The organism is Flavobacterium sp. ZB4R12 (genome assembly GCF_048276375.1).
GTDB lineage: Bacteria > Bacteroidota > Bacteroidia > Flavobacteriales > Flavobacteriaceae > Flavobacterium > Flavobacterium gawalongense.
On sequence record NZ_JBLNKS010000011.1, the window covers coordinates 71969 to 89941 of the forward strand.

Genomic DNA, 17973 nt, shown 5'->3' on the forward strand with positions numbered 1-17973 from the left:
ACTATTCCGCACCATTACTATTTCATTAAAAATTCAAATAGCTTCCCTTTGTCGCTGTTTATTCGTAAATTTCAAAAAAAGATAATGACTAGATGTTTCTGTTTTAAAAACAGCACCTATTTAATTCCCTGTTTTCTCTGAACTCACTTTATTAAAAAATGTATTAAAATTAATAATGTGTGAATTATATAACTTTTTTCTTAAGTTATGTAAGTCTTTCTAATGAAATTTATTCGATTTTTACATAATCTGTTAAAAACAAATAATTTGAAACTATACATCAAATACATGGTCAGTAATCGCTGTAAAATGGCGGTAAAAGAGGAATTGAAAAAACTTGGACTACACTTCATTGTTGTTGATTTAGGCGAAGTTGAAATTATGGAAAATATTTCTATGGATCAACGGGAAAAACTTAAATTATCGTTATTGAATTCAGGACTTGAATTAATGGATGATAAGAAAGCCATGCTCATTGAGAAAATAAAAAATGTGATTATTGAAATGGTCCATCATTCCACTGAAAATATAAAAGTAAATTTTTCTGATTATCTAAGTGAAAAATTAAACCACGATTATACGTACTTGTCCAACTTATTTTCGGAAGTACAAGGAACTACAATCGAACAATTTATCATCTCACATAAAACAGAACGAATAAAAGAATTAATTATCTATGGCGAATTGAACATCACTGAAATTGCCTGGAAAATGAATTATAGCAGTGTTGCTCATCTTTCTAGTCAGTTTAAAAAAGTTACGGGACTCTCCCCTTCTCATTTTAAACAAATGAAAGATAAAAGACGAAATCCAATTGAAGAAATTGGAAATGTAAATGCAAATGAATAAATGTCAAAGTACAAATATGCATAAATCTCAATATACCAGAAATTTAATTGAAGCCAGTTTAGGTCCTTTTGTTACTATTAGTTCTGAAGGAAAAATTACTGATGTTAACGAGGCGTCAATAAAAATCACGGGAGTTTCACGAGAAGCATTAATAGGTACTGACTTTTCTGATTATTTTACAGAGCAAAAGAAAGCCAAAAAAGGATACCAACAAGTTTTTGAAAAAGGATTTATTGCAGATTATCCGCTGACGATAAGACACAAAAACGGAAAATTAACAGATGTGTTATACAATGCTTCCGTTTATAAAGATGAAGAAGGAAATGTTCTTGGAATTTTTGCAGCAGCAACAGATATTACAGCACAAAAATTAGCTTCACAATATCCCCTTAGTCTGATTGAAGCCAGTCTTGATCCATTGGTTACCATAAATACTGAAGGCAAGATTACTGATATGAATGAGGCATTAGTCAACATTACAGGTATAACACGAAAAGAACTCACCGGCTCCGATTTCTTCGATTATTTTACCGAAAAACAAAAAGCACGCGAAGTTTATCAGGAAGTGTTTGAAAAAGGCTCTGTAGCTGATTCCCCGCTTACTCTTCGACATAAAAATGGGAAATTGACTGATGTACTGTTCAATGGTTCCGTTTATAAAGATAATCAGGGAAATGTATTAGGAGTAGTTATAGTGGCAAGAGATATTGCCGGGCAAAAATGGGCATTAGATTTACAAATTGCTAACAAAGAGCTGGCGCATCAAAACAATGAGAAAGAAAAACGAGCTGCTGAGTTAATCATTGCTAACCATGAGCTACTATTTCAAAACGATGAGAAAGAAAAACGGGCTGCTGAATTAGTCATTGCTAACAAAGAACTTGCTTTTCAAAACAAAGTTAAAGAAAAAAGGGCCGCTGCATTAATAATTGCAAATAAAGAACTTGCTTTTCAAAACGATGAAAAAGAAAAACGTGCCGCTGAGTTAGTAATTGCTAACAAAGAACTTGCTTTTCAAAATGATGAAAAAGAAAAAAGAGCTAACGAATTAATCATTGCCAACAAAGAACTTGCTTTTCAAAACGATGAGAAAGAAAAACGAGCTAACGAATTAATCATTGCCAACAAAGAACTTCTATTTCAAAATAAAGAAAAAGTAAAACGGGAAATTGCACATAAAGAACTTGAAGAGCTTAGTTACGCTGCAAAATTAGCTTCGCAATATTCTCTTAGTTTGATTGAAGCAAGTCGTGATCCTTTGGTTACTATAAATACCAAAGGGAAGATTACTGATATGAATGAGGCTTTGGTAAATATTACAGGTATCGATCGTGAAATATTGATTGGTTCTGACTTTTTTGATTATTTTACTGAACCGCAAAAAGCGCGTGAAGTTTATCAGGAAGTATTTGCTGAAGGTTCCGTTGCTGATTCTCCACTTACACTTCGCCATAAAGATGGTAAACTAACGGATGTATTGTTCAACGGTTCGGTATATAAGGATGACAGAGGAAACGTACTTGGTGTTGTGATAGTTGCCAGAGATGTAACGGATCAAAAAAGAATTGCTACTGAATTGGTCGAGGCAAGAGTTTTTGCTGAATTAGCCACAGAAATTGCAGAAGAAGCAAAAATAAATGCTGAAAGTGCCACTATCATAGCTGAAAATGCAGTAAAGGCAAAACAACAATTTTTGTCTAATATGAGTCATGAAATTCGTACACCGATGAATGCAATTATTGGATTTACAAAAGTGATATTAAAAACAGATTTGTCAACGAAACAAAAAGAATATTTAAACGCAATAAAAATGAGTGGTGATGCATTAATCGTGCTCATCAACGACATACTTGATTTGGCAAAAGTAGATGCGGGTAAGATGACCTTTGAGAAATCACCTTTCAAAATGAAGTCTTCCATATCAGCCATGCTCCATTTATTTGAAACAAAAATTCAAGAAAAGAACCTACAATTGGTTACGGAATATGACAATAAAATCCCTAATGTTCTTGTGGGTGATCCAGTTCGTTTGCACCAAATTATTTTAAACTTGGTAAGTAATGCAGTAAAATTTACAGCAATAGGAAAAATTACGGTAAGCGTTCATTTATTACATGAAGATGAAGATAAAGTAGTTATCGAATTTGCCGTAACTGATACGGGAATTGGTATCCCCGAAGATAAAATAGGAAAAATATTTGACAATTTTCAACAAGCCTCAAGCGGTACTTCGAGATTGTATGGCGGAACAGGATTAGGCCTTGCAATTGTAAAACAATTAGTAGAACCGCAAGGAGGCAGTATTCGTGTGAAAAGTAAAATTAATAAGGGTTCAATATTTAGTTTTACCTTAAGTTTTCAAAAAACAAATGCCGATGCTGAATTAGAAAATGAAATGATGGAATTAGATACTGAAATAAAAAACATAAAAGTATTGGTGGTTGAAGATATTCCCCTCAATCAATTATTGATGAAAACACTATTGGATGATTTTGGATTTGATCGGGATATTGCCGAAAATGGTAAAATAGCCATCGAAAAGCTAAAAAGCAAAGACTATGATATCATTCTAATGGACTTACAAATGCCTGAAATGAATGGATTTGAAGCTACAGAATACATTCGTAAAACTATGAATTCAAAAATTCCAATTATCGCTTTAACGGCTGATGTCACTACTGTTGATTTAGCAAAATGCAAAGCGGTGGGAATGAATGATTACCTTGCAAAACCCGTTGATGAGAGACTATTGTATAGTAAAATAGTAGGGATCTTAAAGAAACCAAAACTTGCAAAACTTAGTGCAAAACTTAATGAAAATTTAGAAGAAAAAGATACTACAAAGAAAAAAATAAAATGTATTGATCTGGTATATTTAAATCAGAGAACAAAATCGAATCCAGCTTTAATGATGGAAATGATATCGTTGTATTTAGCACAAACACCTCCTTTAATAAATACAATCAAACAAAGTTTAGCAGATCAAAATTGGTCTTTATTAGGTGCTGCGACACATAAAATGATTCCTTCTTTTTCAATAATGGGAATCAGTCCTAATTTTGAAAATATAGCAAAAAAAATTCAGGAATTTGCAAGTACACAAGAAAAATCAGAAGGAATACACGACTTAGTTCTCCAACTTGAAGAAGTTTGTTTACAAGCCTGCAGCGAATTAGAAGAAGAACTTAATATAATTAAAAATACCATATAATGAACAACAACAATAAAGTAAAAATATTTCTTGTAGATGATGATGCCTTATTTTTAAAATCTTTAGAAATTGAATTTTTGGAGAATGCTGACTTTATAGTTGAAACCTATCCTACTGGGGAACTCTGTATTGCAAATTTATCCCATAATCCTGATGTAGTAATATTAGACTATCAACTTGATGGTATTGTAGAAAATGCTATGAACGGCCTTGAAACTTTGGATAAAATAAAAGCTTTCAATCCAGAAATTCCAGTTGTAATGTTGTCTTCCCAAGATAAAATTGAAGTGGCCATAAACTGCATGCATCACAAGGCATTTGATTATGTAGTGAAAAGTGAAACTGCTTTTGTTCGCTTGCAAAAAATAATCACTGCTATTTTTAAATACCAAAAAATGGAAAAAGAATTAAGTTGGTATATGGATCGTATGTAATCCATTTTACACTATAACTTTGTTTAAATTTCATCAATAAATAAGATTAATCACTCCTGATTTGGTCAAAATTAAAACCAAATTTATTTTAAAAAAATGCGGTATAAAGACACATCAGATCTAGAAATTTCATTGTTATTGGAAGCTATCTATCGGAAATACGGTTATGATTTCAGAGAGTATTCCCAAGCTCATATCAGGCGCAGAATCATGAACAGAATGGCGATATCGGGATTCGAAGATGTTTCTCAAATGCAATCAAAGGTTTTGAATGATGAACCATTTGCTTCCGAACTTTTACAGGATTTATCAATAACAGTAACCGAAATGTTTCGTGACCCTGCCTTTTATAGGTCATTACGAGAAAAGGTTATCCCTATTTTAAAAACATATCCCTTTATAAAAATATGGCATGCTGGCTGTGCAACAGGAGAAGAAGCCTATTCGATGGCTATTCTTTTGCAAGAAGAAGGCTTGTATGACAGAACTACCATTTATGCCACTGATTTTAACCAGATGGCTTTGAACCGTGCAAAAGAAGGAATTTTTTCGAACAAAATGATAAAAGAATACACGCTTAATTATCAATTGTCGGGAGGAAAAGAATCATTTTCGAGTTATTATACTTCCAATTATGACAATGTCATTATGAATCAATCATTGAAAAAAAATATTGTTTGGGCCAATCATAATTTGGTAACCGATAGCGTATTTGCAGAAGTACACTTGATATTATGCAGAAATGTGCTGATTTATTTTGATAAAAATTTACAAAATAAAGTCCAGACTCTTTTTTATAATAGTCTCATTAATGGTGGCGTTTTATGTTTAGGATCTAAAGAAAGTTTACGGTTTACCGATTTGCATGAGGAATATATTGAGTTGGACACAAAACAACGCATATTTAAAAAGAAATATTAAAAATGCATTATGAAGCAATTGTAATAGGGGTTTCTTCCGGCGGCATGAATGCTTTGAAAATTATATTCTCAGCATTACCGGTAGATTTCAATATCCCAATTATCATAGTCCAGCATATAGGGGCGCATTCCGATAGCCAATGGATAAAACTTTTAAATGAAAAAAGTCATCTTGATATCAAAGAAGCGGATGAAAAAGAGAAAATTGAAAAAGGCAAAATTTATATTGCTCCACCTAATTATCATTTGCTAATCGAAAAGGATAAAACCTTTTCCCTTACCATAGACGAACGTGTAAATTTTGCAAGACCTTCAATTGATGTATTGTTTGAATCAGCGGCCGAAGCCTATAAAAATAAATTAATTGGAATGGTGCTCACGGGCTCTAATAATGACGGGACAAAAGGTATAAAACGAATAAAGGAATGTGGGGGTCTAGCCATTATTCAGGATCCGAAAACAGCAGAATCCGCATATATGCCAAAGTCAGCAATTGCTGCTATTGAACCTGATTATATTTTATCATTGGAGAATATAGTTGAGTTGCTGATAAAAATGGATAAACAAAAAGAATAATTTCGATAAACTTTACAAATATTATAGAATGGAAATGACCCTTGGTAGAAAAATAGTAATCGGATTCATTGCTTGTGCATTGGTACTTTTAGGAGTTGCAATTTTCTCTTTTAAAAACAGTGAAAAATTTGTCGCTTCAAATGCCTTGGTAAATCATTCCAATCAGGTATTATATGAATTCGAACAAATACTGATGTCTTCCGTTGATGCAGAAACAGGAGTACGAGGTTATGTCATTACGGGCGATGACGATTTTCTGAAACCTTTTACATCTGCCAATACAAAAGTAACAGAGCAACTTGACAAAATAAAGGAATTAACAAAAGACAATCCTAATCAGCAAAAGTATATTGCGGAACTTGCGAAAGAGATCAAAATGCGTTTTGATAATTTAAATAAATGCATAGCCCTTCGTAAAACGGATTTTAAAAAAGCTATAGAGTTTGTTGCTTCAGGCGAAGGAAAACAATTACAGGATGAAATAAGAAAAACAATTGATAAAGCACAGGAATTAGAACATACTTTACTTGCCGAAAGAATACAAATCAGTGAAGACGATGCCAGCAAGTTTAATATTGTTTTTGCTGTTTTATTGTTAGTCATTATTATGATTCTTGTCGTTGTATACACTATAGTTGCTACAAATTTAAAAGCGCTTAAAAGTTCCGAGTCAGAAACTGCCAACAAAAACTGGTTGCTTACAGGTAACTCCGAACTTAATGAAAAATTAATAGGAGACCAAAATATAGCACAGTTGGCAAACAGTACCATTAGTTTTTTATGTACTTACCTAAAAGCCAATATAGGAGCTGTTTACCTGTTTAATGACAAAGAAAATACCCTGATACTTAGCGGAAAATTTGCTTTTTCGTCTGCTAAAGACACTAAAGAAGAATTTAAATTAAATGAGGGATTAATTGGCCAGGCTGCATGGGAACAGAAACAGATTTCTTTAACAGCTATATCTGAAGATCAAATACGCATCACTTCATCCGTTCTGAATGCAAAACCAAAAAATTTGCTCATTACTCCTTTTTTGCTTGAAGGTAAAACGATAGGCGTAATAGAAATAGGCAAGCTTACTGATTTCAACGAAACAGAAAAAGAATTCATCAGTGTTTCTATGAACAGTATTGCTATCAGCGTTAATACTGTTCAACAAGCTGAAGAAAAAGAAAAAAGAGCAGCAGAGTTAGCCATTGCCAACAAAGAACTAGCCTATCAAAATGACGAAAAAGAAAAACGGGCAGCAGAGCTAGGAATTGCCAACAAAGAACTCGCCTATCAAAATGATGAAAAAGAAAAAAGAGCAGCAGAGTTAGGAATTGCCAACAAAGAATTAGCCTATCAAAATGACGAAAAAGAAAAAAGAGCAACAGAGTTAGGAATTGCCAACAAAGAACTCGCCTATCAAAATGATGAAAAAGAAAAAAGAGCAGCAGAGCTAGGAATTGCCAACAAAGAACTAGCCTATCAAAATGATGAAAAAGAAAACAGAGCAGCAGAATTAGGAATTGCTAACAAAGAACTCGCCTATCAAAATGATGAAAAAGAAAAAAGAGCAGCAGAATTAGTCATTGCCAACAAAGAACTGGCCTATCAAAATGACGAGAAAGAAAAAAGAGCTGTAGAATTAAGTTTTGCCAACAAAGAGCTTTCGAATCAAGCTGAAGAACTTCAAATACAGCAGGAAGAGCTCAGACAACTGAATGAAGAATTAGAACAACAAGCGCAAGATCTTAAACAACAGCAGGAGGAGTTGCAAATGACCAATGAAGAATTGGAAGAGCAGACCCAATCATTAGAAGAGAAAAACAAAGAAGTTGAAGCTTCAAAAAATGACATTGAACAAAAAACAAAACAACTTGAAATTAGCAGCAAGTATAAATCAGAATTCCTTGCAAACATGTCACATGAGTTAAGAACGCCTCTTAATAGTTTGCTTATTCTATCAAAAGATTTATCAGAAAACAGAAAGAAAAATCTGGATGAGGTTCAGGTTGAAAGCGCAGAAATTATTTATAAAAGCGGCCATGACCTTCTTATATTAATTAATGAAGTGCTAGACCTCTCTAAAATTGAAGCAGGGAAAATGTCAATAAATGTTGAAAAAGTATCACTGAAAAATTTCACAGATGAACTCCTTCGCGATTTTAAACATCAAGCGCAACAAAAAGGATTGAAGCTTGTTTGCAAATTGGCTGGAGCTTTACCCGAATTTATCTATACCGATTCGCAACGTTTGAATCAGATATTGAAAAATCTTATATCCAATGCCATAAAATTCACCGAAAAAGGAAGTGTAACAATACGCATTGACCCAAATACGGAAACTACTTTGAACATTTCTGTTACCGATACAGGTATTGGAATATCAGAAGACAAACAAACAGCCATATTTGAAGCTTTTCAGCAGGCCGAAGGCGGTACTTCAAGGAAATATGGCGGTACGGGATTAGGGCTTTCCATTTCACGAGAACTCGCAAAATTATTAGAAGCAGAAATTAAGTTGAGTAGTAAACTAAACCAAGGATCAACTTTTTCTCTCATTATTCCGCTGGAAATACACCCTGAACAAGAGTCTGTCAGTATAATTCCATTGAAACCTGTTTTGTATACACCTCGCTCCGAAAATGAATCAACCTATCTAAATTATGCCACCATAGAAGATGACAGAAATTTAATAAACAAAAATGATAAAGTAGTACTCATTATTGAAGATGATCGAAATTTTGCTTCTATACTTTTAAAGCAAGCTAACAAAAAAGGATTCAAATGTTTGTCGGCTGCCACTGGAGAAGATGGTCTATTGCTTGCTTCAAAATACAAACCTCAAGCAATCATTCTTGATATGGGTTTACCAGGAATCAAAGGGAAACAAGTATTGCATGAGTTAAAAGCAAATCCATCCGTAAGGCATATACCGGTGCATATTATTTCGGCAAATGACCGTTCGCTGGAACCAATCAGAGAAGGTGCCGTAGAATACCTGATGAAACCGATATCTAAAGATGGTCTGGAAGAAGCTTTTAACCGAATTGAAAATTTTGTCAATAGAAAAATAAAAAACCTGCTAATTATAGAAGACAATGAAAATTCCAGAAAAGCAATGAAAATACTCATTGGCAATGGTGATGTAAAATGTTTTGAAGCAGCAACCGGCAAAGAGGCTTTGGAATTGTATGAGCAGAATTACATCGATTGTATTATACTGGACATTGGATTGCCTGATATGAGCGGCTTTGACCTTATACATAAACTGGAGGATATAAAAGGCCATAACATGCCCCCTATTATTGTTTATACCGGAAAGGAACTTACAAAAGAAGAAAATAATCTGCTTCAGAAATATGCGGAGAGCATTATTATAAAAGGTATAAAATCCGAAGAACGATTGCTGGATGAAACAGCTCTTTTCCTTCACCGGACAATAAGCAATTTACCGAAATCGAAACAAATGATTATAAATAGTTTGTACGATAAAGAAGCTATATTTCATTCAAAAAAAATATTGTTGGTAGATGATGATATGCGTAATGTTTTTGCTTTATCCAAAATATTACAAGAACGTGGAATGGAAGTCATAAAATCAGAAAACGGGAAGAATGCTTTGGATATGCTGGATACGCATACTGACATTGATCTGGTATTAATGGATATTATGATGCCAGAAATGGATGGTTACGAAGCAATGAAACGAATACGATCTCAGATAAAATTCAAAAACTTACCTATGATTGCCCTTACCGCAAAAGCCATGAAAGACGATAAACAAAAATGTATTGATGCAGGTGCCAACGATTACATCACGAAACCTATTGATGTGGAACGCTTGCTATTATTGATGCGCGTATGGTTAAGCAAATAATAAAATGTCATTGGGAAGGCGGAATATCCCCAATGTCATTAAGTTAACCTTTTTTTGTTGGTATTTCAACATTCGTTATTGAATATTCAACATTCAAACTTTTATTTTACAATTGAAAATGAAAAAAAATAGCCCTGTTAAAATTTTATTGGTAGACGATCTACCCGAAAATTTGTTTGCCTTAGAAGTAATTCTTTCTAACGAAAATTATTTATGTGTAAAAGCAAATTCCGGTAATGAAGCCTTAAAAATTCTTCTCCACCAACAAGATTTTGCCATCATATTGATAGACGTACAAATGCCGATAATGGATGGATTTGAAACCGTAGAATTAATTCGCCAAATCGAAAAACTCAAACATGTTCCGATAATTTTTTTAACGGCCAGCATAGATAATTCCATACAAATTTTTAAAGGCTATCAGGCTGGTGCAGTTGATTATATGATTAAACCGCTTTCGCCGGAGATATTAAAAGCAAAAGTGGCCATTTTTGTGGATTTGCATAAGAAAAATCAGGAATTATTAGTTCAGGCAGAACAACTGAAAAGGCTTAACACCGATCTTAGAGCCCAAAAATTACTTTCTGAATATTCTCTTAGTCTTATTGAAGCAAGTCATGACCCTTTATTTGCAATTAGCCCCGAAGGGAAAATAACCGATATGAATAATGCATCGGTAAAAGTAACTGGTATATCACGCGAAAAATTAATTGGAACCGATTTTTTTGATTATTTCACTGAACCACAAAAGGCTCGTGAAGTATATCAGAAAGTGTTCGAAAAAGGATCTGTTTCAGATTCTCCACTAATACTTCGTCATAAAAAAGGCAAGTTGATTGATGTATTATTCAATGGATCAGTATATAAAGATGATAGAGAAAATGTACTGGGAGTAGTCATTGTTGCCAGAGATGTTACAGATCAAAAAAGAATTGCTACTGAATTAATTGAGGCTAGAGTTTTTGCTGAATTAGCCACAGCAATTGCAGAAGAAGCAAAAATAAATGCAGAAAGTGCCACTATCATAGCTGAAAATGCGGTAAAGGCAAAACAGCAATTCTTGTCGAATATGAGCCACGAAATTCGTACACCGATGAATGCAATCATCGGATTTACAAAAGTGGTATTAAAAACAGATTTGTCAACAAAACAAAAAGAGTATTTAAACGCAATTAAAATAAGTGGTGATGCATTAATCGTACTTATCAACGACATACTCGATTTGGCAAAAGTGGATGCAGGTAAGATGACATTCGAGAAAACACCTTTCAAAATGAAGTCTTCCATTTCAGCCATGCTTCATCTATTTGAAACAAAAATTCAGGAAAAAAACTTAAAATTAGTTAAGGAATACGACAGTAAAATTCCTGATGTTCTGGTGGGAGATCCGGTTCGTTTGCACCAAATTATTTTAAACTTGGTAAGTAATGCCGTAAAATTTACTGCAAAAGGGAAAATTACGGTGAGCGTTAATTTACTGCATGAAGATGAAGATAAAGTAGTTATCGAATTTGCCGTAACTGATACGGGAATTGGTATCTCCAATGAAAAAATTGGAACCATATTTGAAAATTTTCAACAGGCCACCAGCGAAACTTCAAGATTGTATGGCGGTACCGGATTAGGTCTTGCTATCGCTAAACAATTAATAGAACCACAAGGAGGTAGTATTCGTGTAAAAAGCACTATCAACGAGGGTTCCACATTTAGTTTCACATTACCTTTTCAAAAAACAAATGCCGATGCAGAATTGGAAAAAGAATTAATAGAATTAGAAACCGAAATAAAGAACATTAAGGTATTAGTGGTTGAAGATATTGCGCTCAATCAATTATTGATGAAAACACTTTTAGATGATTTTGGATTTGCCCGTGATATTGCTGAAAATGGTAAAATAGCTATTGAAAAACTTAAAGAAAAAGACTACGATGTTATTCTTATGGATTTGCAAATGCCAGAAATGAATGGATTTGAAGCTACAGAATATATTAGAAATACGATGAATTCCACAATTCCTATTATTGCATTAACCGCTGACGTAACTACTGCTGATTTAGCAAAATGCAAAGCGGTAGGAATGGACGATTACCTTGCTAAACCAGTTGACGAAAGACTATTGTATAGTAAAATAGTTGGTATCTTAAACAAATCGAAACTTGCAAAAATCAATGAAATTTTGGAAGAAGAACAGCATACAAAGAAAAAACTAAGATGCATTGACTTGGTTTATTTAAATCAAAGAACAAAGTCAAATCCAAAATTAATGACGGAAATGATATCATTATATTTAGCACAAACGCCTCTTTTATTAGACACAATAAAACAAAGTTTGGAAGCGCAAAATTGGCATGTATTAGGTGCCGCGGCTCATAAAATGATTCCGTCTTTTTCAATAATGGGAATCAGTCCTGACTATGAAAATATGGCAAAAAAAATTCAGGAATTTGCGACAGCACAAGAAAAAAATGAAGGAATACAGGAATTAGTACTACAACTTGAAGAAGTTTGTTTACAGGCTTGTATCGAACTAGAAGAAGAACTTAAAATAATTAAAAATGCCATATCATGAATGTTGTCAATATATTAGATATTTACATTCAATATTCCTTGGTGCAATGGGTTATAAATCATTACTATTTAATAAATTTATAGAACATATTTCCTTACTTTTAAACAAATATTTTTATCACATCTTTGTTTAGGTGTCATGAAGTCCTGGATGCAACAAAAAAATTATAGTCAATTCTATAGCTATAAATTAAAATCATTAATGATTGCAAAAATGCATTTGATTAGACTTGCATAAAAAGATTCTGATCACAATTAATTCCAACTTTTCTTCAAGAAATAGGACGGATTCCTCCAAATAGAATAATGAGACGTAATTCTCTTATTTTATCGACTTTATATTACAAAATAAATCTCTCTGAACTTTTTTAAATTCAGAGAGAAATTATTAAATATTTGATTCTTTGTCAAATTTGATTATTGAAACTTCATTTATTCCTATCTTTTATTTTTTGAAGTTTTACTTATAAAAAAATCCATTTTATTTTATTTATCAGTCAACAAATTTGCTTCTAAATCTTAAAGAAAAAAAACATCAATCAAAAAAATGTGAATCATATAACTCTTTATAATAATTATATAATACATTTTACAAAAATTATCATCAACTTAGTGTCCTGAATATTAAGCAAATGAAAAAAACAATCAACATTCCGAAAGCGAACTTAATTACCCTTAAAAAGAAAGAAAAAAATAATTTTCCGGGTTATCCTGTTTATCTTCCTTCAGAAGATATTTATAATAAAATCGAAAATAAATTGATATTGATTCAGAGAATCTTTCAAAATAAAAGAACCAAATGGTAAACCTAAAGAGAATAAATATAAAATCATACTATGAAAATAGCCGTATTCAGTACAAAACCCTATGATAGAGAATATCTAGACAAGTTTAATATTGAAAATAAACACGAACTGATCTATTTTGAAGCTCCTTTAAATACTGACACCACAAATTTGGCTATAGGATTTGAAGGCGTTTGCATATTTGTAAATGACAAAATCGATAAAAAAACTATAGATAAATTATCCGAAATTGGAATTAAACTTATTGATTTGCGTTGCGCAGGATTTAACAATGTAGACATTGAAGCAGCAACAAAACAAAATATTAAAGTACTGAGAGTTCCTGCATATTCTCCACAAGCCGTTGCGGAACATGCTGTAGCATTAATTTTGACTTTGAACAGGAAAACGCATAAAGCCTACAATAGAGTTCGAGAAAATAATTTTTCTTTAGAAAACCTTACCGGATTCAATCTTTACGAAAAAACTGTTGGAGTAATTGGAACGGGGAAAATAGGCACTGCATTTTGTCAAATAATGCTAGGTTTTGGTTGTAAAGTCATTGCTTATGATATTAAGGAATCAGAGCAGCTAATAGCAAAAGGTGTTGAGTATAAAACATTGGATGAACTATTTGAAAACTCCGATATTATCTCCCTCCACTGCCCTCTTAACATTAATACGAAACATCTTTTTAACCGTGCAGCATTTTCTAAAATAAAAAAAGGAGCTATGCTAATTAATACCAGCAGAGGAGCATTAATTAAAACATCGCATGCAATTGAAGCGTTAAAAAATGAACAATTAGGCTATTTAGGAATCGATGTTTATGAGCAAGAAGAAAATCTGTTTTTTAAAGATCTGTCTGAAAGTATTATTCAAGATGACTTAATAGAAAGATTAATGGCTTTTCATAATGTATTGATTACGCCACATCAAGGATTTTTTACCAATGAAGCATTAGACCAAATTGCGCAAACTACTTTAAAAAACTTTACGGATTTTGAGAATAGATTACCATTGGAAAATGAGGTGAAACTATAGTTTAATATTCCAGATTAATTGATGAAATCTCAATACCATTATTATTGAGAAGAAAATAGACGATCGCATAACGCTTTAATTTAAAAAGAGATTGTTTAAAAAAGGAATTTGATCAAATAACAATGTAATGGAATAGTTTATAACTGTTTTTTTTAAATAAAAATCAGCAGTATGTAAACTTTGGGAATGATAGCGATTTATTTGTGATTAAAAATCAAATTCTCTTTTTTCAACCCTTTTTTTTATAAAAATATGTAAAAGTTGTAAGTCATACTTTAAATTATGTAAAACATTAAAAAGTATTAAAACCCAACTTTATACTATTGAAAGTAAACAACAATTAAATAAAAACAAATGAAAAGTACAACCACCAAAACTGATAAAAAAGAAACGCTTCAAGAAGGTAAAGGAAATTCAGAAAAAGCTACACCAGAAAGAAATGAAGGGTACCGTAATATTTTTGTAGAGGAATTAAAAGAAATTTACTTTGCTGAAAAAGCGCTAATTATCTCCATTCCAGTAATGATTAAAAAGGCTGCTACTGATGAATTAGTAGACGCACTCAAAGTACATCTGCAATTTACACAAGATCATATAAAGCGCTTAGAAGATTTTTTTACTTCGATTGGTGAAGCTACTATTATATTAAAATATGAAGCGATGTATGGATTAATTAAGCCCGGAAAATAAAGAAGCTTAATGTTATTCTAAATATTAAAATGAAGAATGCTGTGCGACATCAAAAAAATCGAGAATTAATCTATTGACATAGAATTTTCTGAATTAGGGATTCAAGAATTTGTAAACAAGAAACTCATTCGCATTAGCGGACTTTCAAATCCTTTATAGCTTTGATTAGAACAAAAATAATCAGGAAATTTAATTAGGTAATGCCTTTTCTGGTTTGCCAGGTTGGCGAAACGGCATCAAGAACATAGAGGTTTTCCAACCTTCCGTCTATGACCAACGAATTGGTACACGAGCTTGATAACCGTTAATCAGAACATTTTAAAAAGAATGTTATCTAACTTATTTTTTGATTACAATTTTATTTCTGTGATTCAAATTACATTAATAAAATTGTTTTCAAATTAATGAGTCAAGTATTGTTATTGAATTCAATAGTTTGCATCACTGATTCTAATAAAAAGTGATACATCTAAATTTATTACTGAATACTTAAGAAATCTCGCTTAAAAATAAATTCTACTGACCCGAAGTATGCTGAGACAAGGCTTTATCGTTGGTAATTATCAAAGCGAGTTTTCTGAAAGTATACGCACTAAAATTCACAGAAACTATTAAGCTTGCTTTTGAATAATTTATAAAAGCGTTACTTGAATTATTTATAGGATAAATCCAATAAAAATGATTGTTAAAGCAGGAGTGTTTTTAAATTGTAATTAGCTCATATCATGATTAATACATCATTTTAATTAGTATTTTAAATATGTAAGTCCCTAAATATAATTATCTTTATATCCATTTTTTAATACTAAAAAACCATGAAAACATATGAGTTATTTACACCAAAAAAAGTGGGTTCCATAGCATTAAAAAATCGAATTGTTATGGCACCTATGACAAGATGTAGGGCAATTGGAAATATTCCTAATGAATTAATGGCTAAATATTATAATCAACGTTCCAGTGCCGGTTTAATCATAACCGAAGGTACTTCACCGTCCCCAAATGGTCTTGGATATGCCCGAATTTCTGGTATTTTTAATGCACTACAAGTAGAAGGCTGGGAAAAAATAACGAAGGCCGTTCATAAAAACGGAGGTAAAATAATTGTTCAATTAATGCACTCCGGAAGAATCAGTCATCCGCTCAATATGCCTAAAGATGCTCATATACAGGCTCCTTCTCAAGTAAAAGCAGCCGGGCAAATGTGGACGGATTCCAAAGGGTTGCAAGACTTTGTTGTTCCAAATGAAATGACTTCCCAAGATATTTTGCATGCCAAAACAGAATATATTTCCGCAGCCGAAAATGCTTTATTTGCAGGATTTGACGGTGTAGAATTACATTCGGCTAATGGGTATTTATTAGAAGAATTCCTTTCTCCAGTAAGCAACATCAGAACAGATAATTATGGTGGAAGTATTGAAAACCGATGCCGTTTTGTGATTGAAGTTGCAAGTGCTGTTGCGCAAGCCATTGGAAAAGAAAAAGTAGGCATTCGTTTATCGCCTTATGGAGTAGCGAGTGATATGCCGCATTATCCTGAAATCGATGCCACCTATGATTACTTGTCAAAAGAACTCAATAAACTGGACATCGCATATATTCACCTTGTGGATCATTCCGCAATGGGAGCACCTGCAGTTCCTTTGGAAATTAAAAAATTGATACGTCATAACTTCAAAAACACCTTGATTCTCTGCGGTGGCTATGACAAAGAAAGTGCCGAAGAAGCTATTGAGAGCGGATTAACGGATCTGGTAGCTTTTGCGCGCCCATTTATAAATAATCCGGATTTAGTGGAAAGATTTGAAAACAATTGGCCCTTATCCCAGGATCTTAATATGGATTTATTTTATACTGCTGATGAAAAAGGGTATACTGATTATCCGGTTCATAAAAGTTAATTAAAAGAATAGGCTTGTCTGTTTTTAGAAACTCATTCAAATCAAAGTTAAAATGAAAGATATATCCCAATTGTTAGCTTTATTAGGTGATGAAAAAGACTCTTTGTTAAATCATGTCTGTAAAACAATTTCAAAGGATCAAATTCATTTGCCGAATCCGTCCCATATAGATACTACTTTTTTACAAAGTAATCGAAATGGACAAGCGATTCGGAGTTTGACACAATTGTACCATCAGGGCCGACTTTCGGATACGGGCTATATTTCTATTTTACCCGTGGATCAGGGAATTGAGCATACTGCAGGAAGTTCGTTTGCTCCAAACCCCATTTATTTTGATCCTGAAAATATTGTAAAATTAGCCATTGAAGCGGGTTGTAATGCAGTTGCTTCTACAATGGGCGGACTGGCCATGCTATCGAGAAAATATGCGCATAAAATTCCGTTTGTGGTAAAAATTAATCACAACGAACTGATGACATACCCTAATAAACACGATCAAATTATGTTTGGAAGTGTTCGAGATGCCTGGAACATGGGGGCAGTCGCTGTGGGAGCAACTGTCTATTTTGGTTCTGCAGAATCAAATAGGCAAATTATAGAAATAGCAAAGGCTTTTGAAGAAGCACATAATTTAGGTATGGCGACAATTCTTTGGTGCTATTCCAGAAATGATGGCTTTATAAAAGACGGCATCGATTACAATACTGCGGCTGATATTACCGGCCAAGCCAATTACTTAGGGGGTTCTATTCAGGCGGATATTATTAAACAAAAGTTACCAACCAATAACGGTGGTTTTACTTCGATAAAATTTGCCAAAACAAATCCAGATATGTATACCAAATTAACCAGTGACCATCCTATAGATTTATGCCGATATCAGGTAATAAATTGTTATTCAGGACGTATTGGCATGATTAATTCAGGAGGAGAATCAAAAGGCGAAACCGATTTGGCGGAAGCCATAAAAACAGCGGTGATAAACAAACGCGCTGGTGGAGCCGGAATGATTATGGGAAGAAAAGCTTTTCAGCGTCCCTTTAGCGAAGGCGTAAATCTCATACATGCGGTACAGGAAATTTATCTGGCCAAAGAAGTTTCAATAGCGTAGTTCTCCATTC

Annotated in this window: 12 protein-coding genes; all 12 read left to right on the forward strand. The window is 32.9% G+C overall.

The window, feature by feature from the left end; genetic code table 11:
• Positions 1 to 288 precede the first annotated feature (288 nt).
• The 12 genes from ACNO7W_RS09520 to ACNO7W_RS09575 all read left to right on the forward strand — a co-directional run bounded on the left by ACNO7W_RS09520 (position 289) and on the right by ACNO7W_RS09575 (position 17963).
• A complete protein-coding gene (locus ACNO7W_RS09520) occupies positions 289 to 849 on the forward strand; it encodes a helix-turn-helix domain-containing protein (RefSeq protein ID WP_143387433.1) in 561 nt (186 codons plus the stop codon).
• A 16-nt stretch (positions 850 to 865) separates the two neighbouring features.
• The gene (locus ACNO7W_RS09525; RefSeq protein ID WP_417937965.1) at positions 866 to 4060 is read left to right on the forward strand and encodes a PAS domain S-box protein; all 3195 of its coding nucleotides are present in this window, start codon (positions 866 to 868) and stop codon (positions 4058 to 4060) included.
• Positions 4060 to 4494 (forward strand): response regulator, encoded by a 435-nt coding sequence (locus tag ACNO7W_RS09530; RefSeq protein WP_143387371.1) that lies wholly within the window; start codon positions 4060 to 4062, stop codon positions 4492 to 4494. The genes ACNO7W_RS09525 and ACNO7W_RS09530 overlap by 1 nt, the downstream gene beginning before the upstream one ends.
• Before the next feature lie 96 nt (positions 4495 to 4590).
• Positions 4591 to 5415, forward strand: coding sequence for a CheR family methyltransferase (locus tag ACNO7W_RS09535; RefSeq protein WP_417937966.1), 825 nt, complete (start codon positions 4591 to 4593; stop codon positions 5413 to 5415).
• A gap of 2 nt (positions 5416 to 5417) precedes the next feature.
• The gene (locus tag ACNO7W_RS09540; RefSeq protein WP_417937967.1) at positions 5418 to 5990 is read left to right on the forward strand and encodes a chemotaxis protein CheB; all 573 of its coding nucleotides are present in this window, start codon (positions 5418 to 5420) and stop codon (positions 5988 to 5990) included.
• Between the two features lie 28 nt (positions 5991 to 6018).
• Positions 6019 to 9858 carry a response regulator gene (locus tag ACNO7W_RS09545; RefSeq protein WP_417937968.1) on the forward strand — a complete coding sequence of 1280 codons (3840 nt, stop codon included), beginning with the start codon at positions 6019 to 6021 and terminating at the stop codon, positions 9856 to 9858.
• 118 nt (positions 9859 to 9976) lie between these two features.
• Positions 9977 to 12427 (forward strand): response regulator, encoded by a 2451-nt coding sequence (locus tag ACNO7W_RS09550; RefSeq protein ID WP_417937969.1) that lies wholly within the window; start codon positions 9977 to 9979, stop codon positions 12425 to 12427.
• A gap of 631 nt (positions 12428 to 13058) precedes the next feature.
• On the forward strand, positions 13059 to 13232 hold the full coding sequence (locus ACNO7W_RS09555) for a hypothetical protein (protein ID WP_417937970.1): 174 nt from the start codon (positions 13059 to 13061) through the stop codon (positions 13230 to 13232).
• Positions 13233 to 13262: 30 nt separating this feature from the next.
• Positions 13263 to 14255: a 2-hydroxyacid dehydrogenase gene (locus ACNO7W_RS09560; protein WP_417937971.1), complete on the forward strand. Its 993-nt coding sequence runs from the start codon at positions 13263 to 13265 to the stop codon at positions 14253 to 14255.
• A 354-nt stretch (positions 14256 to 14609) separates the two neighbouring features.
• Complete coding sequence (locus ACNO7W_RS09565; protein WP_417937972.1) at positions 14610 to 14945, forward strand: DUF892 family protein; 336 nt, start codon at positions 14610 to 14612, stop codon at positions 14943 to 14945.
• Positions 14946 to 15760: 815 nt separating this feature from the next.
• On the forward strand, positions 15761 to 16849 hold the full coding sequence (locus ACNO7W_RS09570) for an alkene reductase (protein WP_417937973.1): 1089 nt from the start codon (positions 15761 to 15763) through the stop codon (positions 16847 to 16849).
• A 52-nt stretch (positions 16850 to 16901) separates the two neighbouring features.
• Positions 16902 to 17963 (forward strand): class I fructose-bisphosphate aldolase, encoded by a 1062-nt coding sequence (locus ACNO7W_RS09575; protein ID WP_143387363.1) that lies wholly within the window; start codon positions 16902 to 16904, stop codon positions 17961 to 17963.
• The last annotated feature ends 10 nt before the right edge of the window (positions 17964 to 17973 follow it).